30 protein-coding genes are annotated in these 24,032 nt (G+C 67.6%); 23 read left to right on the top strand and 7 right to left on the bottom strand.

Features of this window, described 5'->3' with window-relative positions:
• Window positions 1-23: 23 nt before the first annotated feature.
• The 3 genes from hda to ACQG3P_RS02605 are packed head-to-tail and all read right to left on the bottom strand — an operon-like array spanning window position 24 to window position 3,021.
• The gene (hda, locus tag ACQG3P_RS02615) at window positions 24-734 is read right to left on the bottom strand and encodes a DnaA regulatory inactivator Hda (protein ID WP_426804105.1); all 711 of its coding nucleotides are present in this window, start codon (window positions 732-734) and stop codon (window positions 24-26) included.
• On the bottom strand, window positions 731-1,900 hold the full coding sequence (locus ACQG3P_RS02610; RefSeq protein ID WP_095363738.1) for an AI-2E family transporter: 1,170 nt from the start codon (window positions 1,898-1,900) through the stop codon (window positions 731-733). Before ACQG3P_RS02610 ends, hda begins: the two co-directional genes overlap by 4 nt.
• Window positions 1,897-3,021, bottom strand: a complete 1,125-nt coding sequence (locus ACQG3P_RS02605) for a DUF2066 domain-containing protein (RefSeq protein WP_426804104.1) — start codon at window positions 3,019-3,021, stop codon at window positions 1,897-1,899. Before ACQG3P_RS02605 ends, ACQG3P_RS02610 begins: the two co-directional genes overlap by 4 nt.
• A gap of 138 nt (window positions 3,022-3,159) precedes the next feature.
• Between ACQG3P_RS02605 and purM the strand changes: the two genes are divergently transcribed.
• The 6 genes from purM (at window position 3,160) to ACQG3P_RS02575 (ending at window position 7,325) form a co-directional block, all read left to right on the top strand.
• Window positions 3,160-4,185: a phosphoribosylformylglycinamidine cyclo-ligase gene (purM, locus tag ACQG3P_RS02600; RefSeq protein ID WP_426804234.1), complete on the top strand. Its 1,026-nt coding sequence runs from the start codon at window positions 3,160-3,162 to the stop codon at window positions 4,183-4,185.
• An 18-nt stretch (window positions 4,186-4,203) separates the two neighbouring features.
• Window positions 4,204-4,662: a hypothetical protein gene (locus ACQG3P_RS02595; RefSeq protein WP_426804103.1), complete on the top strand. Its 459-nt coding sequence runs from the start codon at window positions 4,204-4,206 to the stop codon at window positions 4,660-4,662.
• Window positions 4,663-4,671: 9 nt separating this feature from the next.
• Window positions 4,672-5,109: a hypothetical protein gene (locus tag ACQG3P_RS02590; RefSeq protein WP_184125082.1), complete on the top strand. Its 438-nt coding sequence runs from the start codon at window positions 4,672-4,674 to the stop codon at window positions 5,107-5,109.
• On the top strand, window positions 5,106-5,792 hold the full coding sequence (gene purN, locus ACQG3P_RS02585; protein ID WP_426804102.1) for a phosphoribosylglycinamide formyltransferase: 687 nt from the start codon (window positions 5,106-5,108) through the stop codon (window positions 5,790-5,792). Before ACQG3P_RS02590 ends, purN begins: the two co-directional genes overlap by 4 nt.
• A gap of 67 nt (window positions 5,793-5,859) precedes the next feature.
• On the top strand, window positions 5,860-6,639 hold the full coding sequence (locus ACQG3P_RS02580; protein ID WP_217538053.1) for a DUF3108 domain-containing protein: 780 nt from the start codon (window positions 5,860-5,862) through the stop codon (window positions 6,637-6,639).
• Window positions 6,640-6,641: 2 nt separating this feature from the next.
• Window positions 6,642-7,325, top strand: coding sequence for a DUF3108 domain-containing protein (locus ACQG3P_RS02575; RefSeq protein WP_426804101.1), 684 nt, complete (start codon window positions 6,642-6,644; stop codon window positions 7,323-7,325).
• 122 nt (window positions 7,326-7,447) lie between these two features.
• Here ACQG3P_RS02575 and ACQG3P_RS02570 read toward each other — a convergent pair whose 3' ends face one another.
• The 3 genes from ACQG3P_RS02570 to ACQG3P_RS02560 all read right to left on the bottom strand — a co-directional run bounded on the left by ACQG3P_RS02570 (window position 7,448) and on the right by ACQG3P_RS02560 (window position 9,334).
• Entirely contained in the window at window positions 7,448-7,759 is a 312-nt protein-coding gene (locus ACQG3P_RS02570) for a hypothetical protein (protein ID WP_068849825.1), read from the bottom strand.
• Window positions 7,756-9,027 carry a UDP-N-acetylglucosamine 1-carboxyvinyltransferase gene (murA, locus tag ACQG3P_RS02565; RefSeq protein ID WP_068849822.1) on the bottom strand — a complete coding sequence of 424 codons (1,272 nt, stop codon included), beginning with the start codon at window positions 9,025-9,027 and terminating at the stop codon, window positions 7,756-7,758. Before murA ends, ACQG3P_RS02570 begins: the two co-directional genes overlap by 4 nt.
• A 73-nt stretch (window positions 9,028-9,100) precedes the next feature.
• On the bottom strand, window positions 9,101-9,334 hold the full coding sequence (locus ACQG3P_RS02560) for a BolA family protein (RefSeq protein WP_068849819.1): 234 nt from the start codon (window positions 9,332-9,334) through the stop codon (window positions 9,101-9,103).
• Between the two features lie 53 nt (window positions 9,335-9,387).
• On the opposite strand from ACQG3P_RS02560, the gene ACQG3P_RS02555 reads away from it, so the two are divergent.
• The 17 genes from ACQG3P_RS02555 to ACQG3P_RS02475 all read left to right on the top strand — a co-directional run bounded on the left by ACQG3P_RS02555 (window position 9,388) and on the right by ACQG3P_RS02475 (window position 22,972).
• On the top strand, window positions 9,388-10,389 hold the full coding sequence (locus tag ACQG3P_RS02555; protein ID WP_068849816.1) for a KpsF/GutQ family sugar-phosphate isomerase: 1,002 nt from the start codon (window positions 9,388-9,390) through the stop codon (window positions 10,387-10,389).
• A gap of 41 nt (window positions 10,390-10,430) precedes the next feature.
• Window positions 10,431-10,979 carry a KdsC family phosphatase gene (locus tag ACQG3P_RS02550; protein ID WP_093533331.1) on the top strand — a complete coding sequence of 183 codons (549 nt, stop codon included), beginning with the start codon at window positions 10,431-10,433 and terminating at the stop codon, window positions 10,977-10,979.
• The gene (lptC, locus tag ACQG3P_RS02545) at window positions 10,976-11,536 is read left to right on the top strand and encodes an LPS export ABC transporter periplasmic protein LptC (protein WP_426804100.1); all 561 of its coding nucleotides are present in this window, start codon (window positions 10,976-10,978) and stop codon (window positions 11,534-11,536) included. Before ACQG3P_RS02550 ends, lptC begins: the two co-directional genes overlap by 4 nt.
• Window positions 11,537-11,601: 65 nt before the next feature.
• On the top strand, window positions 11,602-12,162 hold the full coding sequence (lptA, locus tag ACQG3P_RS02540) for a lipopolysaccharide transport periplasmic protein LptA (protein ID WP_210131804.1): 561 nt from the start codon (window positions 11,602-11,604) through the stop codon (window positions 12,160-12,162).
• On the top strand, window positions 12,162-12,881 hold the full coding sequence (gene lptB, locus ACQG3P_RS02535; RefSeq protein WP_426804099.1) for an LPS export ABC transporter ATP-binding protein: 720 nt from the start codon (window positions 12,162-12,164) through the stop codon (window positions 12,879-12,881). The genes lptA and lptB overlap by 1 nt, the downstream gene beginning before the upstream one ends.
• A gap of 41 nt (window positions 12,882-12,922) precedes the next feature.
• Window positions 12,923-14,368, top strand: a complete 1,446-nt coding sequence (locus tag ACQG3P_RS02530) for an RNA polymerase factor sigma-54 (RefSeq protein ID WP_249833862.1) — start codon at window positions 12,923-12,925, stop codon at window positions 14,366-14,368.
• A gap of 56 nt (window positions 14,369-14,424) precedes the next feature.
• Window positions 14,425-14,748: a ribosome hibernation-promoting factor, HPF/YfiA family gene (gene hpf, locus ACQG3P_RS02525; RefSeq protein WP_068849799.1), complete on the top strand. Its 324-nt coding sequence runs from the start codon at window positions 14,425-14,427 to the stop codon at window positions 14,746-14,748.
• 21 nt (window positions 14,749-14,769) lie between these two features.
• Window positions 14,770-15,222 (top strand): PTS sugar transporter subunit IIA, encoded by a 453-nt coding sequence (locus tag ACQG3P_RS02520; RefSeq protein WP_095363728.1) that lies wholly within the window; start codon window positions 14,770-14,772, stop codon window positions 15,220-15,222.
• Window positions 15,219-16,169: an HPr(Ser) kinase/phosphatase gene (hprK, locus tag ACQG3P_RS02515; protein ID WP_068849794.1), complete on the top strand. Its 951-nt coding sequence runs from the start codon at window positions 15,219-15,221 to the stop codon at window positions 16,167-16,169. The genes ACQG3P_RS02520 and hprK overlap by 4 nt, the downstream gene beginning before the upstream one ends.
• Entirely contained in the window at window positions 16,166-17,053 is an 888-nt protein-coding gene (rapZ, locus tag ACQG3P_RS02510) for an RNase adapter RapZ (RefSeq protein WP_426804098.1), read from the top strand. The genes hprK and rapZ overlap by 4 nt, the downstream gene beginning before the upstream one ends.
• A gap of 75 nt (window positions 17,054-17,128) precedes the next feature.
• Complete coding sequence (locus tag ACQG3P_RS02505; RefSeq protein ID WP_068849788.1) at window positions 17,129-17,521, top strand: PTS sugar transporter subunit IIA; 393 nt, start codon at window positions 17,129-17,131, stop codon at window positions 17,519-17,521.
• Window positions 17,514-17,783 carry an HPr family phosphocarrier protein gene (locus ACQG3P_RS02500; RefSeq protein WP_068849785.1) on the top strand — a complete coding sequence of 90 codons (270 nt, stop codon included), beginning with the start codon at window positions 17,514-17,516 and terminating at the stop codon, window positions 17,781-17,783. Before ACQG3P_RS02505 ends, ACQG3P_RS02500 begins: the two co-directional genes overlap by 8 nt.
• A gap of 2 nt (window positions 17,784-17,785) precedes the next feature.
• Window positions 17,786-19,555, top strand: a complete 1,770-nt coding sequence (gene ptsP / locus ACQG3P_RS02495) for a phosphoenolpyruvate--protein phosphotransferase (RefSeq protein WP_083214075.1) — start codon at window positions 17,786-17,788, stop codon at window positions 19,553-19,555.
• A 146-nt stretch (window positions 19,556-19,701) separates the two neighbouring features.
• Window positions 19,702-21,063: a magnesium transporter gene (gene mgtE / locus ACQG3P_RS02490; protein ID WP_426804097.1), complete on the top strand. Its 1,362-nt coding sequence runs from the start codon at window positions 19,702-19,704 to the stop codon at window positions 21,061-21,063.
• A gap of 13 nt (window positions 21,064-21,076) precedes the next feature.
• Complete coding sequence (locus tag ACQG3P_RS02485) at window positions 21,077-21,343, top strand: hypothetical protein (protein WP_426804096.1); 267 nt, start codon at window positions 21,077-21,079, stop codon at window positions 21,341-21,343.
• Window positions 21,344-21,410: 67 nt separating this feature from the next.
• A complete protein-coding gene (locus ACQG3P_RS02480; RefSeq protein WP_426804095.1) occupies window positions 21,411-22,211 on the top strand; it encodes a prolyl oligopeptidase family serine peptidase in 801 nt (266 codons plus the stop codon).
• A 296-nt stretch (window positions 22,212-22,507) separates the two neighbouring features.
• Window positions 22,508-22,972 (top strand): REP-associated tyrosine transposase, encoded by a 465-nt coding sequence (locus tag ACQG3P_RS02475; protein WP_210131812.1) that lies wholly within the window; start codon window positions 22,508-22,510, stop codon window positions 22,970-22,972.
• Window positions 22,973-23,067: 95 nt separating this feature from the next.
• Here ACQG3P_RS02475 and ACQG3P_RS02470 read toward each other — a convergent pair whose 3' ends face one another.
• Window positions 23,068-24,018, bottom strand: a complete 951-nt coding sequence (locus tag ACQG3P_RS02470) for an aspartate carbamoyltransferase catalytic subunit (protein ID WP_068849774.1) — start codon at window positions 24,016-24,018, stop codon at window positions 23,068-23,070.
• Window positions 24,019-24,032 lie beyond the last annotated feature (14 nt).

Below are 24,032 nucleotides of genomic sequence, written 5' to 3'. Positions count from 1 at the left end.
ACCACGGCCGAAGCCGCGCGTCATCACAACCGGTGCGACCCTTCTTCCACCACCTGCCGCAGAAACGGCACGGTAATGCGCCGCTGCGCGGCGAGCGACTCCCGGTCCAGCCAGTCCAGCAGGCTCACCAGGCTGCCCAGCTCGCGCCCGGTGCGGGTCAGCAGCCACTCGATGGCCGCCTCATCAATCGACAACCCCCGCCGCGCCGCGCGCTCACGCAGCACGGCCGCGCGGCCTTCGTCATCCAGCGGCTGCAGTACCACGCGCACGCACTGCTGCAGGCGCGAGCGCAGGTCGGGCAGCACCAGGCCCAGCTGGTCCGGCGCGTGCTGCGCGGTGTACATCAAGGTGATGCCCGCACTGCGCGCGCGGTTATGGAAATCGAACAGCGCCACTTCGTCGTCGCGGTTGCCGGCCACCACATCCAGCCCATCCAGCGCCACCAGGTCGCGGCCTTCCAGCGATTCCAGCGCAGCGCGGGTGCGCCCCACCACCGCCTTCAGCGGCAGGTAGGTCGGCTGGCGCCCGGCCTGTTCGGCCAGCGAGCACATCGCCAGCGCCTGGTGGGTCTTGCCGGTGCCGGCCGCCCCTTCCAGGTATACCCAGTGCGGGTCGTCGCCCACGGCAATGGCGCGCAGCTGCGCCAGCGCGCCATCGGGCGCGCCGATGAAGGTTTCCAGTCGCTCGTCCTGCGGGTAACGCAGGGCAAGCGGCAGCTGCGGCACTACGCTCACTTCAGGTCCGGGCCCTTCGGCGCATCGACGATCAGGGTCGGCTTGTCGATGTACGAATCAAGCACGATCGCGGTCTTCTCGCCGGCATACAGTTCGCTCTCGCGATAGCGCAGGTGCGCATAGCGCAGCAGCACGTTGCTCACCGCCGCCACCGGCAGCGCCAGCAGCATGCCCAGGAAGCCGAACAGCTGGCCACCGGCCATCACCGCGAAGATCACCGCCACCGGGTGCAGGCCGATCTTGTCGCCCACGATGCGCGGGGTGAGCACGTAGCTTTCCAGCAGCTGGCCCACGGTGAACACCACGCCGACCAGGATCAGCAGCTTCAGGTCGAAGCCCTGCGCCTGGACCAGCGCGGCCAGCACCGCCATGACGATGCCGGTGGTGGCACCCAGGTACGGAATGAAGCTGATCAGGCCGGCGATCAGGCCGATCAGCAGGCCCAGCTTCAGGCCCACCAGCGACAGGCCGATGGCGTAGATCAGCCCCAGCGCGACCATCACCAGGAACTGGCCGCGGATGAACGCGCCCAGCACTTCGTTGGATTCACGCGCCAGCTTGGTGATGGTGCCCACATGGTTGCGCGGAATGGTCGAGGCAACCCGCTCGACCAGCTTGTCCCAGTCGCGCAGGAAATAGAACGCCAGGATCGGCAGCAGCAGGATGTTGACCACCCAGGTCACCATCGCAAAGCCGGAGCGCGACACGTAGCCAAAGAAGGTCTTGGCGAAGCCGCCGGCCTGTTCCCAATGGCTGCGCACCCATTCGATCAGCCGATCCGGTTCCAGCCACGGCATGATTTCCATGCCGGTCTTCTGCTCGAACCACGGAATACCCTTCTCCATCAGCCACTGCTGGGCCTGCGGAATCGCGGCGATCAGGGTGGAAATCTGGCGTTCGATCATCGGCACCAGGATCAGCAGCGCGGCGGTGATCACCAGCACCATGGCCACGAACACCAGCACCACGCCGGTGTTGCGCGAGCGGCCGTTGGCCTCGATGCGGTCCACCAGCGGGTCGCCCAGCCAGGCCAGCGCCAGGGCAAGCACGAACGGGGTCAGGATCGGGGCCAGCAGCCACACCACCCAACCCACCGCCAGCGCGAACAGGATGTACTTGACGCGGCGCAGGAACTGCGCGATCTCGGCTTCCGGGGTGAGGATCATCGCAGGCGGTACTCGTTGCTGGCGGGCGGCGGCGGGGTGCCCGGGGCCGCGTCTTCGTCGATAGGCACGGGCAGCGGGGCCAGCGGCACGATCACGCCGTTCTCGCCCAGCATGCGGTTCAGCCCGGCCAGGCCGGCGGTCATCTCCAGCGACAGCTCCAGGCGGTTGCCCGAGGCGCGCAGCGGGGTGATGTTGCGCACCACCGGGTTCTCGCGCAGGCCGGCCGCCAGGCGCATGTAGTCCTCGGCGCTGTCCACCCCGGTCACGGCAATGGTGTAGGTGCCGGCCGCGCCGGTGGCCGCACCGGCCTTGGCGTAGCGCTTGACCAGCGCGTCAGCCGCGCCGTCGGCGCCGCTGGACATCGCGCGACGGGCGTCGCTGTCCTTGACCGTCCACTTGTTCAGTTCCTTGCCGCCGTCCACGAACACCCAGTCCGCGACCCAACCACCGGTGCTGTCGCGGTAGAGCTTGCCGACCAGCTGCATCGGCGGGGCATAGCGCGAGGAGGCGCGGGCCACGGCCGCGGTGTCCTGGCGCCAGATCGCGCCGACCACGGCCTGCTCGGCGGCGCTGCCGGTCGGCAGGCCGAGCTTGAAGCCACGCTCGATGGCCCGGTTCAGCAACGGGCGGGCCGCATTGGCCTGCTGCACCGTGACCAACCGCGGGCCGGACCCGTCATCGATGGCCAGCCAGACCACCGGCTTGGGCCGCGGCTGCGGCCACAGCGGCAGGCCCAGCGCGGAAATCAGCCCGTCCACGTCGTCCTGGCGGAACCGGGCCACCAGCATGGTGCGGTAGCTGGGGGCGCCGCTGGCCGAGGTGCTCTGGTCCTGGCGGTAGTCATAGCTGGCCACGTAGTTCTTCGCATCGCGCAGGGCCTGCATCACGCCCGGGCGGGACAGCACGCTGCGGTCGCCCGACAGCTTGGTCAGCACGTTGCCCAGCGCGCGGGCCAAGGCCCCGTTGCGGTCGGACTCGCCTTGGCTGTTGACCGGCACTTCGGCCTCGTAGGCCCCGCTGGCCGTGGCCACGTCGCCTTCGGTACGCAGGCCGCTCTGGGCCATCGTGGCCACCGGCAGGCACAGCGCGAGGAACATCATTACAAAGAGGCTGCGGCGCATCAGGACTTCCATTGAGCGTATCCGGGGGGAATTGTTGCCCGAATAGGGCCTGCGCGCCAACGTGGCCTGTTAAAATCCCGCTTTCACCCCAGCGCAGCGCCGACGCCCGTGACCAATTCCCCGTCCAACCCCTCCCCCCTGACCTACCGCGACGCCGGCGTCGACATCGACGCGGGCAATGAACTGGTCGAGCGCATCAAACCGCTGGTGAAGCGCAGCTTCCGGCCCGAGGTGATGGGTGGCCTGGGCGGGTTCGGGGCGCTGTTCGACCTCTCCAGCAAGTACCGCGAGCCGGTGCTGGTGTCGGGTACGGATGGCGTTGGCACGAAGCTGAAGCTGGCACAACAGCTGGGCCGCCACGACACGATCGGCATCGACCTGGTCGCCATGTGCGTGAACGACGTGCTGGTACAGGGCGCCGAGCCGCTGTTCTTCCTGGATTATTTCGCCACCGGCAAGCTGGACATCGACACCGCCGCGGCGGTCGTGGGCGGCATCGCCAACGGCTGCACCGAGGCCGGCTGCGCGCTGATCGGCGGCGAAACCGCGGAAATGCCCGACATGTATGCCCCGGGTGAGTACGACCTGGCCGGCTTCACCGTGGCCGGCGTGGAAAAGAGCGAGCTGAAGGACGGCGCCAGCGTCGCTGAGGGCGACGTGCTGATCGGCATCGCCTCGTCCGGCCCGCATTCCAACGGCTACTCGCTGGTGCGCCGCATCTATGACCGTGCCGGCCAGCCGGCCGACCTGGAACTGGAAGGCGGGGTCAAGCTGGTCGATGCGCTGATGGCGCCGACCCGCCTGTACGTGAAGCCGATCCTGGCCCTGCTCAAGACCCATGGCGCGGCCATCCACGGCATGGCCCACATCACCGGTGGCGGGCTGACCGAGAACATCATCCGCGTGGTGCCCGACGGCCTGGGCCTGGACATCGACGCCTCGTCCTGGACCCTGCCGCCGGTGTTCCAGTGGCTGCAGAAGGAAGGCGCGGTGGCCGACAGCGAAATGTGGCGCACCTTCAACTGCGGCATCGGCTTCGTGCTGATCGTCGCCGCGGACCAGGTGGCCAGCGTGACCGCCGCCGTCGAGGCCCAGGGCCTGGCGCAGTGGACCATCGGCAAGGTCACCACGGCCGACGGCACCGAACGCGTGCGGATCGGCTGACCGGCCAAGGAGACCTGCATGGACGCACCGCTCCCTCCCGCCCCTGCGCTGTCACTGGAAGACGCCTCGCACCTGAGGCTGCTGTCGATCTTCCATTACGTCGTGGCCGGCCTGACCGCGCTGTTCTCGCTGTTTCCGCTGATCCATGTGGGCATCGGCATCGCTGCGCTGAGCGGTGCGATGCCCATTGAAAGCAATGGCGGGGCGGCGTCGCCTGATGAAACCCGGCTGTTCGGCTGGATGTTCATCGGGATCGGATCGTTCGTGATCCTGTGCGGGCTGACCCTGGCCGGCTTCATGGCGTACGCAGGGCGATGCCTGGCCCGCCAGCGCCGGCATACGCTGTGCCTGGTGGTGGCCGCGCTGTCGTGCATGTGTATGCCGCTGGGCACGGTGCTGGGCGTGTTCACCCTGATCGTGCTGTTGCGGCCGGCGGTCAAGGCCGCCTTCGACGCTTCCCCCACTGCCCACGCCTGAGGCCTGCCGATGTCTTCCACACCCCCGCCGCTGAACTTCCCGCGCGGTTGGACACCGCATCAGGTCGCCTCGCACCTGCATACCCTGAAGATCCTCTTCTACATCCTGGGCGTGCTGGAACTGCTGCTGGTGCCGATCCTGCTGCTGGGCGCCGCCGGCGGCTACATCAGCGAAAGCAACAGCGCCAACCCCAACGCCCAGCCGGCCCTGCTGGCGGCGATCATGGTCGGCGCCGGCGCCATCTTCGCCGGTCTGGGTACGTTGAACATCCTCGGCGCGCGGCGCATGGCCGAACGCCGTTCGCACAAGCTGTGCAAGATCGCCGCCGGTGCGGCCTGCCTGGCCGGCGCGCTCGGCATCGCGCTGGGCGTGTACGCCCTGATCGTGCTGATGCGCCCGGAAGTGGTGGCCAGCTTTGCTGCCACGGACGGCGCGGTCGCGGCATGACGTCGGCCGGCAACACCGCGTCCGCAGGGTCGCGCAGCCGCATCGCGGTGCTGGCCTCCGGTCGTGGCAGCAACCTGCAGGCCATCATCGATGCCATCACGGCCGGCACGCTCGACGCCGAAGTCGTTGCGGTGTTGTCGGACAAGCCGGAGGCCTCGGCACTCCAGAAAGTCGCGCCAGAGCGTCGCTGGGCGCGCTCGCCCAAGGACTTCGCCGACCGCACCGCCTTCGATGCCGCTATGGGCGACGCGCTGGCCGGCTTCGCGCCCGACTGGGTGGTTTGCGCCGGTTACATGCGCATCCTCGGCGAAGACTTCGTGCAGCGTTTTGCCGGCCGGCTGGTGAACATCCATCCGTCGCTGCTGCCGCTGTACAAGGGCCTGCACACCCACGCCCGCGCGCTGGAGGCCGGCGATGCCGAAGCCGGCGCCAGCGTGCACTTCGTGGTGCCCGAACTGGACGCCGGCACCGTGCTGGCCCAGGCGCGGGTGCCGGTGCTGCCCGGCGATACCGCCGAACAGCTGGCCCAGCGCGTGCTGGCGGTGGAGCACCCGTTGCTGATCGCCAGCCTGCAGTGGCTGGTGGCCGGCCGCGTAACTGAACGCGACGGTCAGCTGGCGCTTGACGGCCACCCCCTGTTCAGTCCCCTGCGCCTAGATTGCGCCGGACAGCTGGCCCCCTGACTGCGGCGCACACGCGCCGCTGACCCGGCCGCTGGCATCCTCCCCTATCCCCCGCATCCGCGCGCGCATGAAAACCACTCTGTCCAAACCGCTGGTGCTGCTCGCCTCCCTGCTGTGCACGATGGCGATCGCGCAGGCGCAGGAACCCACCCCGCCGGAACTGCCGGTGCTGCCGCCACCCAGTACCTGGGAGGCACCCGCGCTGGAGCCGTTCACCGCCACCTACCAGGCCCTGTACAAGGGCAAGGAAGCCGGCGATGCAACCATGCGCGTCACCCACACCGGTGGCGACCAGTGGCGCGTGGACATGCAGGTGGTGGGCCGGCGCGGCTTTGCCAGCGTGCTGGGCCTGAACATTGAACAGAGCACTGTGTTCGAGAAGCACGGCGCCACCTATGTGCCGCTGAGCCAGGCGACCGTGCGCAAGGGCCTGTTCATGGGCAAGAAGGTCACCGGCACCTACGACTGGAAGACCGGTACCGCACAGTGGGTGGGCGACCTGAAGAAGGAACGCACCCAGCCGGTTCCGCTGCAGCCGGGCGACCAGAGCGCACTGCTGCTGAATCTTGCGATCATGCGCGATGCGCGCCCGGGCGGGCAGATGCATTACCGTTATGCGGACATGGGCAGGGTGCGCCAGCATGACTACCAGGCCGCACCGGACACCGAGAACGTCGAGGTCGGCGAGCTTTCCTACAACGCGCTGCGGGTGTATCGCACCAACGGCGGCAACGATGAAACCATCCTCTGGATCGCCAACGGGGTTCCCACCCCGGTGCGCATCCTGCAACGCGAAGACGGTCAGGATCGGATCGACCTGCGCCTGATCGAATACCAAGGAGTTTGAGCATGAGCATTCCGACCCGCCCCCTGTCCTGGATCGCAGCCGGCGCGCTGGCCGTAGCGAGCCTGCCGGCCATGGCTCTGCAGCCATTTACCGCCGAGTACCAGGCCAACTACATGGGCATGCAGGCGCCCGGCAAGATGACCCTCAAGCAGATCGACGGCAACAAGTGGCAGTACAGCCTGGATGTCAGCAACCAATTGGCGACCCTGAGCCAGAACACCACGTTCGAGGAAGCCAATGGCGCCCTGCGCCCCCTCAGCAGCCGGGATCGTTCGATGGTGCTGGTCAAGAAGCGCAACGTGGAAGCCAACTATGACTGGTCGAAGAAGCAGGCTACCTGGACGGGCGACATCAAGCCGGACCGTGCCGGACCGGTCGCGCTGAAGGTGGGTGACATGGACGCGCTGCTGATCAACCTGGCCATTGCCCGTGATTTCGCCGCAGGCAAGCCGCTGACCTACCGCATGGTCGACGAAGGCCGGATCAAGCCGATGACCTACAAGGTGTCGGGCACCGAGAACGTGACCGTGGGCGGAAAGACCTACAACGCCACCAAGGTGACCCGTGTGGACGGCAACAAGGAACAGATTGCCTGGGTGACCAAGGACATGCCGGTGCCGGTACGGCTGCTGCAGCGCGAAGGCGGCAAGGACGCGCTGGACCTGACCATCAAATCGTTCAAGTGATTGCGCAGGTACCGACCAACGGTCGGTACCTACCACCGGCATTGATACATGCCGGCGGCATCGCCGGTAGGTAACGACCGTTGGTCGATACAAAAAAAACGCCCGCGACTGCGGGCGTTTTTTCATTTCGCCGGTGTTTCGGCCTGGAACACCGTCTTGCAGTCCACGCGGATCTGCTCGCCGGTCTTGCGCCAGTAGAACGAACGGCAATGGCGGTTGCCTTCCACGGTCGTGGTCACCCCGACCGCATAGAACGCCTGCAGCACCTCGGTGCGGCTGACCGTGCCATCGCCATTCCAGTCCATGTCCTGCTGTTCCAGGCCCTGGGTGATGGCGATATCGGCATACCAGGCATAGCCCAGCCAGCCCAGCACCACCAGCACGAGGATCAGCAGCGCCTTGCGGCGGCGGGTGAACTGGCCGCGCAGGATCATGCGATGCGCCGGATGGTGGCGCCCAGCGACGACAGCTTCTCTTCGATGTTCTCGTAGCCGCGGTCCAGGTGGTAGATGCGGTCGATGGTGGTGTCACCGTCGGCCATCAGCCCGGCCAGGATCAGCGAGGCCGACGCGCGCAGGTCGGTGGCCATCACTGGCGCGCCGCTGAGCTGATCGGCACCGCGCACGATCGCGGTATGGCCTTCAACCTGGATGTCCGCGCCCAGGCGCAGCAGTTCGTTGACGTGCATGAAACGGTTTTCGAAGATCGTTTCGTTGATCACGCCCACGCCATCGGCCACGCAGTTGAGCGCCATGAACTGCGCCTGCATGTCGGTCGGGAACGCCGGGTACGGCGCGGTGGTCAGGTTGACCGCGCGCGGGCGCTTGCCCTGCATGTCCAGGGTGATGCTGTCGTCGGTGGTGTCGATCTTCGCACCGGCTTCGACCAGCTTGGCCAGCACCGCGTCCATCGTGTTCGGGCGGGCACGGTTGACCGTGACCTTGCCGCCGGTCATCGCCGCGGCCACCAGGAAGGTGCCGGTTTCGATGCGGTCGGGCAGCACTTCATGGCGGCCACCGGACAGGCGCTCGACGCCTTCGATCACCAGCCGGGCGGTGCCCAGGCCTTCGATCTTCGCGCCCAGCGCGATCAGGCAGTGCGCCAGGTCGGTGACTTCCGGCTCCATCGCCGCGTTGTCCAGCACCGTGGTGCCTTCGGCCAGCACCGCGGCCATCAACACGTTCTCGGTGCCGGTCACGCTGACCATGTCGAACGTGAAGTGCGCGCCCTTCAGGCGCTTGGCGTGGGCCTTGATGAAGCCGTTCTCGACCACGATCTCCGCACCCAGCGCCTGCAGGCCCTTGATGTGCTGGTCGACCGGGCGCGAGCCGATCGCGCAGCCGCCGGGCAGCGACACTTCGGCCGCGCCGAAGCGGGCCAGCAGCGGGCCCAGCACCAGGATCGAGGCGCGCATGGTGCGCACCAGCTCATACGGGGCCACATGCTGGTTGACCGGGCGCGGGTCGACCACGATCGCGCTGCCGCGCGACAGCGTGCCCTGGTCGATGGTGACCTTGGCCCCCAGCTCGCTGAGCAGCTTCACCGTGGTCACCACGTCATGCAGGTGCGGCACGTTGGTGATTTCCACCGGCGCATCGGCCAGCAGGGTCGCGCACAGGATGGGGAGGACGGCGTTCTTGGCGCCGGAAATGTTCACTTCACCGTGCAGCGGCTTGCCGCCGGTCACTACGATCTTGGCCATGGAGTCTACTTGGGGTGTGGTAGCGCCGACCGTTGGTCGGCTGGATGGTCGAAGGCAACGGGTACTTCGGCGATCAACCGGCCACTTCGGCCGGGGTCACCGTCTTCAGCGCCAAGGCGTGGATCGCCCCGCCCATGAGATCGCCCAGGGTGGCATAGACCATCCGGTGGCGCGCCAGCGGCATTTTGCCGGCAAAGGCGTCGCACACCACGGTGGCCTCGAAATGCACGCCGTCATCGCCCTGCACGTCCGCGCGGGCGCCCGGCAGGCCGTCTTCGATCAATTTGCGGATGGTCTCGGCGTCCAACGGGCTTTCCTAATAAAATGTGCGCTCATTCTACTCTTCCGCGTGGCGCCCGCATGGCTGTATCGCCCCTGCCCCCCTCATCGGCCGACCCGGCCGCGCTGGTTGCCAGCGGCCGCCGCGTGTTCGAGATCGAGCGCGATGCCCTTGCCGCAGTAGCCGAACGCTTGGGCGAGGGGTTCAGCCAGGCCTGCCAGCTGGTGCTGGAAAGTCGCGGCCGGGTGGTCGCCACGGGCATGGGCAAGTCCGGCCATGTGGCCCGCAAGATCGCCGCCACGCTCGCCTCCACCGGCACCCCGGCGTTTTACGTGCACCCCGGTGAGGCCGGCCACGGCGACCTGGGCATGATCACCGAGGCCGATGTGGTGCTGGCCCTGTCCTATTCGGGCGAGTCGGACGAAGTGCTGATGCTGCTGCCGGTGCTCAAGCGCCAGGGCAACCGGCTGATCGCCATGACCGGCCGCCCCGGCTCGTCGCTGGCGCTGGCCGCCGACGTGCACCTGGACGTGAGCGTGCCGGCCGAAGCCTGCCCGCTGGCCCTGGCCCCGACCTCCAGCACCACCGCCTCGCTGGCGATGGGCGATGCGCTGGCGGTGGCCCTGCTGGACGCGCGCGGCTTCACCGCCGACGACTTCGCCCGCTCGCACCCCGCCGGCAGCCTGGGCCGGCGCCTGCTGCTGCACATCACGGATGTGATGCACAGCGGCGACGAGCTGCCCCAGGTGGGCGAGAACGCCAGCCTGAGCGAGGCGCTGGTGGAAATGAGCCGCAAGCGGCTGGGCATGACCGCCGTGGTCGATGCCGGCCAGCGCCTGGTGGGTCTGTTCACCGACGGCGACCTGCGCCGCGCCCTGGACAGCGACCTGGATGTGCGCAGCGCGCGCATCGTCGACGTAATGACCCGCACCCCGCGTACCATCGGCGCCGACCAGCTGGCCGTGGAAGCGGCCCGGGTCATGGAAACCCAGCAGATCAACGGCCTGATCGTGGTCGATGGCGAGGGCCGCGCGGTTGGCGCCCTCAATATTCATGACCTGTTGCGGGCCCGGGTGGTTTAAACCACAGTGACACTCCTCCATTCAGCTGACCTGCGCTCCTGATGCCCTACTCCCCGCTGCCCGGTTTCCCGTCCCACCTGCATGCCGTTGCCGGCCGTATCCGGCTGGCCTGTTTCGACGTGGACGGCACACTCACCGACGGTCGGCTCTACTACGACCGTGATGGCAACGAGAGCAAGGCGTATTACGTGCAGGACGGACTTGGCCTGAAACTGCTGCAGCAGCACGGCATCCACCCCGTGCTGATCACCGCGCGCAACAGCCTGTCGGCGCAGAAGCGCGGCGCCGACCTGGGTATCGACACCCAGATCGCGGTCGGCGACAAGCTGGCCAGCGTGCGCGCCCTGTGCGACCAGCACGGCATCGGCCTGGACCAGGTGGCCTTCATGGGCGATGACCTGCCCGACCTGGCCCCGCTGTGCGCGGTCGGGCTGGCGGTGGCGCCGGCCAATGCCCATCCCTGGATTGCCGAACGCGTGCACTGGCAGACCCGTCTGGACGGGGGCCGGGGTGCCGCACGCGAGCTGTGCGACGTGCTGCTGGCCGCGCAGGGCCACGTGGATGCTGTCCTGGCGAGGTTCGGCGCATGAACTGGCGTACCGCACTGGTTGGCCTGCTGCTGGTGGCTGCGTTGTTCAGCGGCTGGTCCCTGCTGCGCGATCGCGACAAGGCCGAGATCGTGGCGGGCGACGATGCCAGCAAGGATTACGTGCTGCACGATTTCCAGATCATCGCGCTGGACGAGCAGGGCCGTGAATCGACCACCCTGCGCGCACCGCTGCTGGAACGCACCCGCAGCGACGAGACCATGACCATCCAGACCCCGCTGTTCCTGCTGCCCGACCGCGACGGCAACCACTGGGAACTGCGCAGCGACACCGGCTGGGTCAGCGCCACCGGCGACAAGCTGCGGCTGACCGGCAACGTCAGCGGCGACAGCCCGCGGGTGCCCAGCATTCCCCCGACCACGTTCCGCACCGAGCAGCTGGACGTGTTCCCGAAGGAAAATCGCGCCACCTCCGATGGACTGGTGACCCTGACCCGACCGGGCATGACCCAGTCCGGCGTCGGCTTCGCGCTGAACTCCAGCGACAAGACCTACCAGTTCCTGAGCCAGGTCAAGAGCCGTTACACGCCCCGTCAGTGATGCGCCACCACACTTCAACAACGGCCTTGGCCGTTTCCCCGAATCCGGCAGGAAAGCCCCACGTCATGAAAACCCTCCACGCTGTTGCCCTCGCCCTCAGCCTGATGGTGCCCGCCGTCGGCGTGCAGGCCAAGACCTCCGACCGCAACCAGGAAATGACCATCGACGCCGGGGCACAGTCCGGAACGCTGGTCGGCGATGGCGTCACCACCCTGTCGGGCGGCGTCACCATCACCCAGGGCACGCTCGACATCCGCTCCGCCCAGGCCGACATCCACATGAAGGACGGTGAAGCGGTGCGTGCGGTGTTCACCGGCAAGCAGGCCAAGATGAAACAGCAGCTCGATGACGGCACCTGGATGGAAGCCCAGGCCGACAAGATCGACTACGACATCAAGAAGGAAATCATCGTGCTCACCGGCAACTACACGGTCAAGAGCGCGCAGGGCACCAATTCGGGTGGCACGATGACCTACAACACCGCCACTGGCCAGATGAACAGCGGCGGCGACGGACAGCGCGTGCGCACGGTCATCCCGCCCAAGAACAAGGGTGCCGCCCCGGCCGCCAAGCCGGCGGCTGCCCCGGCCAAGGCCACCGTCCCCACCGCCGGGAGCAAGAAGTAATGCTCGTCGCCAAAGGACTGCGCAAGCGCTACAAGCAGCGCGAAGTGGTGAAGGAATTCGGGCTGACCCTGGAAGCCGGTGAAGTGGTCGGCCTGCTCGGCCCCAACGGTGCCGGCAAGACCACCTGCTTCTACATGATCGTGGGCCTGGTCGAGGCCGACGCTGGCAGCATCGTGCTGGACGGCAAGGACATCACCGCCGACCCCATGTACACCCGCGCCAAGCAGGGCGTGGGCTATCTGCCCCAGGAACCGTCGGTCTTCCGCAAGCTCACCGTGGCCGACAACCTGCGCCTGGTGCTGGAACTGCGCGAGGACCTGGACAAGGCCGGCCGCGAGAAGGAGCTGAATTCGCTGCTGGACGAGCTGCAGATCAACCACGTGGCCGACCAGCTGGGCGCCAGCCTGTCCGGCGGTGAGCGCCGCCGCTGCGAAATCGCCCGTGCGCTGGCCGCCAAGCCGCGCCTGATCCTGCTCGACGAGCCGTTCGCCGGCGTCGACCCGATCTCGGTCGGCGAAATCCAGCGCATCGTGCTGCACCTCAAGCAGCGTGGCATCGGGGTACTGATCACCGACCACAATGTGCGCGAAACCTTGGGAATCTGCGACCGCGCGTATATCCTCAACGAAGGCAGCGTACTGGCGCAGGGGGCACCAGACGCGATCCTGGAAAACGCAGACGTCCGCCGCGTGTACCTTGGAGAGACCTTCAAGCTCTGACCGCCGGCCGCTGCAGCGCCTTCCCTCCGTTCGGCACAGGCATGAAAGCACGGCTGCAGACATCGCTGGGACAACAACTGGTCATGACGCCTCAGCTGCGTCAGGCCATCAAGCTGTTGCAGATGTCCAGCGCCGAACTGGAGCTGGAAATCGCCGAGGCAGTGGAAACCAACCCGCTGCTGGACTGGGCCGAGAACGCCGAACCCACCCTGGATGCCGCGCCGGACAGCGATGAGCGACCGCCCGAAGTGGCCGAACGCGACAACGGCGGCGACGCCGATTCCGCCCCCTCCGGCGCCGATGACTGGGCGCCCGGCGAAGGCGACTGGAGCAGCGGCAGCAGCGGCGGCTCGTTCGACGATGACGACAACGGCAGCGCCGCCGAGCGCGTGGCCGAGACCGAAAGCCTGGCCGACCACCTGCTGTGGCAGCTGCATCTGTCCCACCTGTCCCGCCGCGACCGCAGCATCGGCGCCGCGCTGATCGATGCCTTCGAGGACGACGGTTACCTGCGCGAACCGCTGTCGGCCATCGCCGAAACCCTGCTCCCGGCCATTCATGCCGATGAAGCGGAAATCCTCACCGTGCTGCACCAGATCCAGCGCTTCGACCCGATCGGGGTCGGCGCGCGCAGCCTGGGCGAATGCCTGCAGCTGCAGCTGGACGTGCTGGACCCGCAGACCCCCGGCCTGGCCCTGGCCCGGCGCATTGCCGATGGGCCGCTGGAGCGCCTTCCGCGCAGCGGCGTGGCCGGCATTGCCCATGAACTGCGCGAACCGGTGGAGGCGGTGGACACCGCCGTGCAGCTGCTGCGCTCGCTGGACCCGCGCCCGGGCACCCAGATCGGCGAACTGGCCCACGACAGCTACGTGGTGCCCGACTGCGTGGTCTGGCGCCAGAACGGCAGCTGGCGGGCCGCCCTGGCCGGCCATGCCGGGCCCAAAGTGGTCATCCACCGCGGCTATGAACAGATGATCCGCCGCTGTGGCGAAAGCGACGCCGGCTACCTGCGCACCCACCTGCAGGAGGCGCGCTGGCTGCTCAAGGGCCTGGAGGCCCGTGGCGAGACCCTGCTGCGGGTGATGCGCTGCCTGCTGCAGCAGCAGGCCGCCTTCCTCGAGTTCGGTGCCCAGGCCCTGCGCCCGCTGACCCTGCGCGAGGTGGCCGGGGAGCTCGGCCTGCACGAATCGACCATTTCCCGGGCCATTGCCCGCAAATACGTGCGCACCCCGCGCGGCACCCTGGCGCTGCGCGCCTTCTTCGCCTCGGGGATCGACACCGACAGCGGCGGCGAGGCCTCCAGCACCGCCATCCAGGCCATGATCCGGCGCCTGATCGACGACGAGAACCCGCGCAAGCCGCTTTCTGACGCCAAGCTGGCTGACCTGCTCAAGACCTCGGGAATACCGGTGGCGCGCCGCACCGTGGCGAAGTATCGTGAAGCCATGAACATTTCCGCCTCGCACGAACGAGTACGCATCGCCTGACGCTCACACGCCTGGCGGCAAGGTTCATTGGCTCATCCGAACAAAGGAGAAACCCGATGCGCATCGAAACGTTTGGCAAAGATGTCGAAGTCACCCCGGCCCTGCATTCCTACGTAGAGGAGAAGCTGGCACGGATCGGCAAGCACTTCGATCAGCATTGCGACGCGCGGGTCACACTGAAGCTTCAGAAGCCCGACCACCACGTCGACGCCAGCGTGAACATCCCCGGCCAGACCCTCCACGCCGAAGCCAACGGCCAGACCATGTATGCGGCCATCGATGTGCTCGCCGACAAGCTGGACCGGCTGGTGATCAAGCACAAGGAGAAAAAGCACCAGCACGCCCCGGTTCCGGCTCCCTTGGGCGACAATGACGCCTGACGCCCCCGCTCCCCCCTTTCCATGCCTTTGAATGATCTACTGGCGGCCGTGCGCACCCAGGTGCTGCCGGCCGCCGATCGTGACAGTGTGCTCAAGGCAGCCGCCCGGCTGCTGGCCTGCCGCGAAGCCAACGCTGAGCTGCTCTATACCAACCTGCGCGAGCGCGAGACGCTGGGCAGCACCGCCATCGGCCACGGCATCGCCATCCCCCACGGCCGCGCGCCGCTGCTGGAACGCCCCCGCGGGGCGCTGCTGCGGCTGGAGACCCCCGTGGACTTCGGCGGCGATGAACCGGTTGACCTGGTGTTCGCCATCGCCGTGCCCAGCCACTACACCCATCAACACCTGATGCTGCTGTCCGAGCTGGCCGAGCTGTTTTCCGAGCCGGCCATCCGCCAGGCGCTGCGCGAAGCGCGCGATGCGGCGGCACTGCGCCAGGTGATCGAATTTCCCTCGCCGGCGAGCGCCGCATGAATACCAGCATCACCGCGCGTGAACTGTTCGAACAGCAGCGTGACCGCCTGAGCCTGCGCTGGGTGGCCGGGCAGAAGGGCGAGCGGCGCGAGCTGGAGGCCGGCAACACCGTTTCGCGGCGCCCGTCGCTGGCCGGCTACCTCAACGCCATCTACCCCAACAAAGTGCAGATCCTGGGCACCGAAGAGCTGTCCTGGCTGGATTCGCTGGATTCGCGCCAGCGCTGGGAAACCATCGAGCGGATCATGCAGTCGCACCCGCTGGCGCTGGTGATCACCCGCAACCAGCCCTGCCCGGAAGACCTGCGCGCGGCGGCCGATGAATCGCAGACCCCGCTGTGGATCTCGCCCAAGCGCGGCCACGAGCTGCTTAACCACCTCTCCTACCATCTGGCCCGGACCCTGGCGCCGCGGGTGATCCTGCATGGCGTATTCATGGAGATCTACTCCATCGGCGTGCTGATCACCGGCGAAGCCGGTTCGGGCAAGAGCGAACTGGCGCTGGAACTGCTCAGCCGCGGCCACCGCCTGGTGGCCGACGATGCGCCTGAGTTCACCCAGATCGCCCCGGACGTGCTCGACGGCACCTGCCCCGAGCTGCTGCAGGACCTGCTGGAGGTGCGCGGGCTGGGCGTGCTCAACGTGCGCGAGATGTTCGGTGACACGGCGGTAAAGAAGAACAAGTACCTTCGGCTCATCGTGCACCTGACCAAGCCCATGACCGAACCCACGCCCCATGGTTACGAGCGCCTGACCGGCGATTCCGGCACCCGCCACGTGCTGGACCTGGACGTGCCGCTGATCACCCTGCCGGTGATGCCCGGCCGCAACCTGTCGGTGCTGACCGAGGCGGCCACCCGACTGCACATCCTGCGCACCAAGGGCATCGACCCGGCCGCGATGTTCATCGCCCGCCACAGCAACCTGCTGGAACGCCGTACCCCATGAACGCCGCCGCCGAACCCACCGCCGCCACCCTGATCATCGTCAGCGGGCTGTCCGGCTCCGGCAAGACGGTGGCGCTCAAGACCTTCGAAGACCTCGACTACTACTGCTCGGACAACCTGCCGATCAACCTGCTGCCCGACTTCGTGCGCAGCCTGCTGGCCGGCCACGATGCCGACGCCCCGCGCCGCCTGGCCGTGGGCATCGACGTACGCGGCCAGAGCGACCTGAGCCAGCTGTCGCACTGGCGCGAAGATGCCCAGGCGGCCGGGCTGGACGCGCAGCTGTTGTTCTTCGATGCCACCGATGAAGCCCTGCTCAAGCGCTACGCCGACACCCGCCGCCGCCACCCGCTGAGCCAGCTGGGCCTGTCGCTGCCCGAAGCGATCGCGCGCGAGCGCGAACTGACCGCCCCGCTGCGCCGCGCCGCCGACGCGGTGATCGACACCACCACCCTCAACGTGCACCAGCTGCGCCGCAAGGTGGTGACCGAGTTCGCGCTCAGCCACGGCAACAAGCTCTCGCTGCTGTTCGAATCGTTCGCCTACAAGCGCGGCGTCCCGGCCGAGGCCGACTTCGTGTTCGACGCCCGGGTACTGCCCAACCCGCACTGGAACCCGGAGCTGCGGCCGATGTCCGGGCGCGAAGCACCGGTCCGCGAGTACCTGGACAGCCAGCCGGACGTGCAGAAGTACGTGGACCAGCTGATCGACTTCCTGGATACCTGGCTGCCCCGCCTGGGCGACGACACCCGCAGCTACGTCACCGTGGCCTTCGGCTGCACCGGCGGCAAGCACCGTTCGGTGTACCTGGCCGAACGCCTGGCCCGGCACGCGCGCGACCAGGGCTGGCCGGAAGTGGCTACGTTCCACCGCGAACTGGATTGATCAAAGCCAACGGACCAACGGTCCGTTGCTACCGTGGTGTATCCCCAATTCATGTTGGGATGTTAACGTTCGACAATGACCTGTGGCATTCTCCTTGTAACGCATCCCGGCGTCGGTACGTCCCTGCTGGACGTGGCGACCCGACTCCTGCGGCACCTGCCGCTGAAGACCGAAGCTTTCGAAGTACCGTTCGACGCAGACATGGATGCCCTGCTCCCGCTCGCCTCGGCCGCCCTGCGGCGCGTGGACAGCGGTGAGGGCGTTTTGATCCTGACCGATCTGTATGGCGCCAGCCCGAGCAATCTGGCAGCGCAGCTGGCCCGCCTGGGCACCCCGGCACGCCGGGTCTCGGCGCTGAGCCTGCCGATGTTGTTGCGAGTGATGAATTATCCGGAACAGGGACTGGATCAACTGCCCGCCACTGCGGCGGCGGGCACTCGCAATGGAGCGATTGTCGACGATGCTTGAACGTGAACTCACCGTATCCAACCGCCTGGGCCTGCACGCCCGCGCCACTGCAAAGCTGGTGCAGGTGCTGGCGCCCTTCCGCTGCAACGTGACCATGGCCGCCAAAGGCCGTGAGATCAACGCCAAGAGCATCATGGGCGTGATGCTGCTGGCCGCCGGCCAAGGCACCCCGGTCACCGTGCGCATCGACGGCGAAGACGAAGCGGCTGCCATGGACGAAGTGGTGGCCCTGTTCGAGCGACGCTTCGACGAGGACAGCTGAGCATGCCGGGGCCACCGTCGCGACCGGGTTCCAGCACACCGGCACGGACCGCGTCCGGTGCCCTGCTGCTGGCCGGGCACGGGGCCTCGCGTGGCAATGCCCTCGGCCGCGCCCGGGTGCGCCTGCCGCATGCCCTGGAAGTCGCCGAACAGCGCATCGCCCCGGCCCAGGTGGCGGCCGAACTGCAGCGCCTGCACCTGGCGGTGGACGCGGCCCGCGCCGAAATGCACGACCTGCGCCAGCGGCTGCAGGGTGCACTGAACCAGGAAGTGGGCGAATTCCTCGACCTGCACGCGCTGCTGCTGGACGACCCCGAACTGCTGTTCGGCCTGGACGAGCTGATCCGCAGCGGTCCGTACAGCGCCGGGTATGCGCTGCGCGTCCAGCGCGACCGCCTGGCCAAGGTCTTCGATGGCATGGACGATGCCTACCTGAAGAGCCGCATGGACGACCTGGACCATGTGATCGGCCGCATCCATGCCTTCCTGCAAAAACGCCCGCCGGACGTGAAGGGGCTGGCCGGTGAAATCCTGGTCTGCGACAACATCGCGCCTTCCGAGCTGGCCCAGCTGCAGGCGCATGGCGTGGTCGGCATCGTCACCGCCGCGGGCAGCGCACTCTCGCACAGCGCGATCCTGGCGCGCAGCCTGCACCTGCCGCTGATCGTCAACGTTCCCAACCTGCTGCAGAAGATTTCCGATGGCGACGTGCTGGGCATCGACGGCAGCACCGGCCAGATCACCGTCAACCCGCTGCCGCCGGACCTGCGCGATTACCGCGCCCGCCTGCGCGACCAGGCCCGCGAACAGCGCGAGCTGGGCCGCCTGCGCAGCAAGCCCAGCCGCACCCGCGACAAGGTGGAGATCGCGCTGCTGGCCAACGCCGAATCGCGCGAAGACGTCACCGAGGCGCATGCGCTGGGCGCGCACGGGCTGGGCCTGTACCGCACCGAATTCCTGTTCCTGCAGCGCGATGAGCTGCCCGACGAACAGGAGCAGTTCGAAACCTACCGCGATGCGGCGCTCGGCATGAGCGGGCGACCGGTGACCATCCGCACCCTGGACCTGGGCGCGGACAAGGCCGACCGCACCGGCCTGACCCTGAGCAACGAAGAAAACCCCGCACTGGGCCTGCGTGGCGTGCGCCTGTCGCTGGCCCGGCCAAAGGTGGCCGATACCCAGCTGCGCGCGATCCTGCGGGCGTCGGCCTACGGCAAGCTGCGCATCCTGCTGCCGATGGTCAGCACCCGCGAGGAGCTGCTGGCGGTGCGCCGGCGCTTGAACAAGCAGGCCGAGCTGCTGCGCGCCGAGGGCCACGAAGTGGCCGAGCACATCCCGTTCGGGGCGATGATCGAAGTACCGGCTGCGGCGATCGCGCTGGAAAGCTTCATCGATCTGGTCGACTTCCTGTCGATCGGCACCAACGACCTGGTGCAGTACCTGCTCGCCGCCGACCGCAACAATGAAGCGGTGGGCGAGCTGTATTCGCCACTGCACCCGGCGGTGCTGCGCCTGCTGGCGCACATCCTGCGCACCGGCCGCGAACACGAGGTGCCGGTAGCGGTGTGCGGCGAGATCGCCGGCGACCCGCGCATGACCCGCATGCTGCTCGCGCTCGGCCTGACCGAGTTCAGCCTGCACCCCGGCACGCTGCTGGAGGTGCGGCGCGCGGTGCGCGACAGCGATCTGTCCGAACTGCAGGCCGCAGCACCAAAGCTGCTGGCCGCACGCGACCGGCGCAGCATCGAGCGCTGGATCGACACAAACCAATGAACAGCCCGGTAGGTCACGACCGTTGGTCGTGACGCGCTGACCTACCGGTTTGTCATGCATCCAAGCGATAATGACGCGGTGACCACCCCCTCTGCCGCATCCTGTCCGGGATAGCGGCCTTTTTTCTTTTGCCGCGGGAGCTGTGCATGGCCGAAGCCGTACGCCACGACAAGACGGCGCGCCAGTTGCGACTGTTGTCCGATGCACTGGACAGCGGGCGGCTGGGTCCGGTGCGCCGGCTGGTCAATACGCTGGCGCCGGCCGAGATCGGCAACCTGCTGGAATCGCTGCCGCCGGGCAAGCGCGAAGTGGTGTGGGGGCTGGTCGACCCGGAAGACGATGGCGAGGTGCTGGTCCACGTCGGCGAGGAAGTGCGCGAAAGCCTGCTGGCCGACATGGACCCGGACGAAATCATCGCCGCGGTCGAAGACCTGGACATCGATGACCTGGCCGACCTGGTCGAAGACCTGCCCGACACGGTCATCGACGAAGTGCTCAAGTCGATGGACCGCGAGAACCGCGAGCGGCTCGAGCAGGTCCTGTCCTACCCCGAGGACAGCGCCGGCCGCCTGATGAACCCGGACGTGGTGACCGTGCGCGCCGACGTCAACGTGGACGTGGTGCTGCGCTACCTGCGCCTGCGCGGCGAACTGCCCGACCACACCGACCACCTGTTCGTGGTCAGCCGCCGCCACCAGTACCTGGGCCGGCTGTCGCTGGCCTCGCTGGTGACCCACGAGGACAGCACCCCGATCAACCGCCTGATCGACGACGAGCAGCCGGCGATCGACGTCGGCGAAAGCGCCGACGAAGTGGCCCGGCAGTTCTCCGACCATGACTGGGTGTCGGCGCCAGTGGTGGACGACAACAACATCCTGCTCGGCCGCATCACCATCGATGACGTGGTCGACATCATCCGTTCGCAGGCCGAGCACCAGGCCTTGGGCGCGGCCGGCCTGGACGAAGAGGAAGACCTGTTCTCCCCGATCAAGCGCGCCGTGCGCGGTCGCGTGGTGTGGCTGGGCATCAACCTGTGCACCGCGTTCCTGGCCGCGACGGTGATCGGCCAGTTCGAGCTGACCCTGCAGAAGGTGGTTGCGCTGGCGGTGCTGATGCCGATCGTGGCCGGCGTCGGCGGCAACGCGGCGGTGCAGGTGCTGACCCTGATGGTGCGCGGCATCGCGCTGGGCCAGGTGGGCCAGAGCAACGCGCGCATCCTGCTGTGGAAGGAATCGCGGGTGGCGCTGATCAACGGCACCCTGATCGGCACCGTGGTCGGCATCATTGCCTACCTGTGGTTCCACAGCTTCCTGCTGTCGCTGGTGATCACCCTGGCGCTGATCATCAACTTCTGTGCCGCGGCGCTGGCCGGGGTGCTGCTGCCGCTGCTGCTCAAGCGCATGAACGTGGACCCGGCCGTGGCCGGTACCGTGGTGGTCACCGCGGTCACCGACGTCATTGGCTTCTTCAGCTTCCTGGGCCTGGCCACCCTGATCCTGCTGCACTGACCGGTTCACCGACATGGCCCTGACCCTCGACAACTACTTCGCTGCCGGCTGGCGCGACCAGACCCACACCTGCCCCGCCTGCGAATGGCAGGGGACCTCGCGCGAGATGAGCATGGAACTGCACGAGGACGAGGCCGAGTTCGATTGCCCGCAGTGCGAGAACCCCATCCTGCTGGTGGTCCACCCCAGCCTGGCCCAGGTGCAGGCCGCCGCCGCCGACGGCCACCCGGAGGCGATCGAACAGCTGGAAATCCTGGCCTCGGTACCGCGCCCGGACTGATGCACTGCAAGATGCCTGCGCCGACGTCCGCGCCTAGACTGAAAACGATTTCAGCCGAGGAAAGACAATGGCACGACAGCGCGCGGCGTGGTGGATGTGGGTGGTGGCGGTGCTCGCCCTGAGCGGCTGTGCCACGACCCGCAGTGCGGACAAGGGGCACTTCGTCGAGCGCAGCGTTACCGTGGACGGGCGGGTGTCGCGCTACCAGGTATTCGTGCCGCGCGATGCCGAGGCGCAGCGCGGCGCGTTGCCCGTGGTGTTGTTCCTGCATGGATCGGGCGAGCGTGGCAGTGACGGCCATCGCCAGACCACCGCCGGGCTGGGCCCGCACCTGCGCGACCACGCGCGCGACTTCCCGGCACTGGTAGTGTTGCCGCAGGCACCGGAAGACCAGGAATGGTCGGGCATCAACAACCGCATCGCGCTGGCCGCGCTGGATGCCACCATCGCCGAATTCGGTGCCGATCCTGCGCGGCAGTACCTCACCGGCATGTCGATGGGCGGCTACGGCAGCTGGAACATCGCGCTGGAACACCCGGACCGGTTCGCCGCGATCGTGCCGGTGTGCGGCGCGGTGCTGGCGCCGCGCGCAGTGCGGGCGTCATTGTTCGTGGAGTCCGTGGCGGACGAAGCCGATCCCTATGCCGCCATCGCCGAGCGCCTCAAGGCCACGCCGATCTGGATGTTCCATGGGGCATTGGACGATGTGGTGCTGCCCGCCGACGACAGGAAATTGAAGGCCGCGTTCGATGCCGCCGGTGCCGGCGACGTGCGCTATACCGAGTACCCGCAGGGCAACCACAACGCGTGGGATGCGACGTATGCGGATGCGGCGATGTGGGATTGGCTGTTCGCGCAGCGGCGGTAACGGAAGAGCGCGACGACCAACGGTCGTCGCCTACCGGGCGTTCGGGTCGCTGCGACGACGACCAACGGTCGTCGCCTACCGGGCGTCGGGTGTGTTGGGGCGATGATCAACGGTTGTCGCCTGCCGGTAGGTATCGACCGTTGGTCGATACGGCGCTGTGCCCGCATGCCTCGACAAACCATCGACGCCCTCGGTAGGTATCGACCGTTGGTCGATACCTGAATAAGCCCTTTCCCTATGCTGCAATACGACGAACGCCGATATCGTCTTTGTACCGCAACGAGAAAAATCGTTGCATGAACAGCCCACGCCTCCGCATCGGCCGTGTCTCGATGATCCATCATGCGTACGAACTCACCATGGTCTGCGAACATCGACGACCATGGTTCAGTCATCCCGCAAACGCTCGCATCGTCGCGGAACTGTTCCCACAACTAGACGAACAACGTCTCACCGAATCCTTGGCGTGGGTAGTCATGCCCGATCACGTCCATTGGCTGTTCCAATTGGGGGAGCGGCCGCTTTCCCATGTGGCACAACGATTCAAATCACGTAGCGCCTTACTGCTGAACCGCCTGCATCATCGTCAGGGCAGGATCTGGCAGACCGGCTATCACGACCACTGCCTTCGCTCGGACGAATCGTTCCGGCGCCACGCTTTCTACGTCATGGAAAATCCGGTGCGGGCTGGGCTGGCGAGCCGCATCGGCGAGTATCCATTCGCGTGGTGCCGATGGCCGTTGGAGGACGATTCCCGGTAGATATCGACCGATGGTGGATACCGACGCGTGGCACGCAACGACCAACGGTCGTTGCCTACCGGCCTGTGCGCGACTGTTGTTCGATACCCGGCCCTTCAGCCCAACAACGTTTCCAACACCGCCATGCGCACGGCCACGCCGTTGGCCACCTGGCGCAGCACCCACGACTGCGGGCCGTCGGCCACGTCGTCGGTGACTTCCACGCCACGGTTGATCGGGCCCGGGTGCAGCACGGCCGCGTCCTGGCCGGCGCGCTTCAGGCGCGCGGCGTTCAACCCGTATTCGGCGTGGTACTGCTCGATCGAAGGGACCAGGCCTTCTTCCATGCGCTCGCGCTGCAGGCGCAGCATCATCAGCGCATCCACGCCTTCCAGCATCTGATCGAAATCCTGGCCGACGATGCAGCCCTTCAGCGTGTCATCGTCCGGCAGCAGCGACTGCGGGCCGCACACGCGGATCTCGCCCACGCCCAGCGTGCGCAGGGCATGCAGGTCGGTGCGAGCCACGCGTGAGTGCTTCACGTCGCCGACGATCACCACCTTCATCTTCGAGAAATCACCGCCCTTGGCCTGGCGCAGGGTCAGCATGTCCAGCAGGCCCTGGGTCGGGTGCGCGCTGCGGCCGTCGCCGGCATTGATCAGCGCGGTGCCCTCGCCGGCCGCGGCGGCCAGCTCGGCCACGGCACCGTCATCCGGGTGGCGCACCACGAAGCCACGCACGCCCATCGCTTCCAGGTTCTTCAACGTGTCGCAGGCGGTTTCGCCCTTGCGCGTGGACGAAGTGGAGGCGTCGAAGTTCAGCACGTCCGCGCCCAGCCGCTGCGCGGCCAGCTGGAACGAGCTGCGGGTACGGGTGGAGGGTTCGAAGAACAGCGTGCACACCGCCGAACCGCCCAGTACGTGGCGCTTGTTGCCGACCCGGCCGACCGCCGCATCGCGGATCTGGCCCGCGCGGTCAAGCAGCTGCAGCAGGGTTTCGCGGGGCAGACCTTCCAGGGTCAGCAGGTGGCGCAGGCGTCCGTCGGAATCGAGTTGCGAGGCGGTCATGGGCAGGGTCTGGG

Source organism: Stenotrophomonas sp. SrG, from assembly GCF_050031795.1.
Taxonomy (GTDB): domain Bacteria; phylum Pseudomonadota; class Gammaproteobacteria; order Xanthomonadales; family Xanthomonadaceae; genus Stenotrophomonas; species Stenotrophomonas rhizophila_A.
Note: the sequence above shows the minus strand (reverse complement) of the source record. Positions and strands in the feature narration are given on the sequence as shown.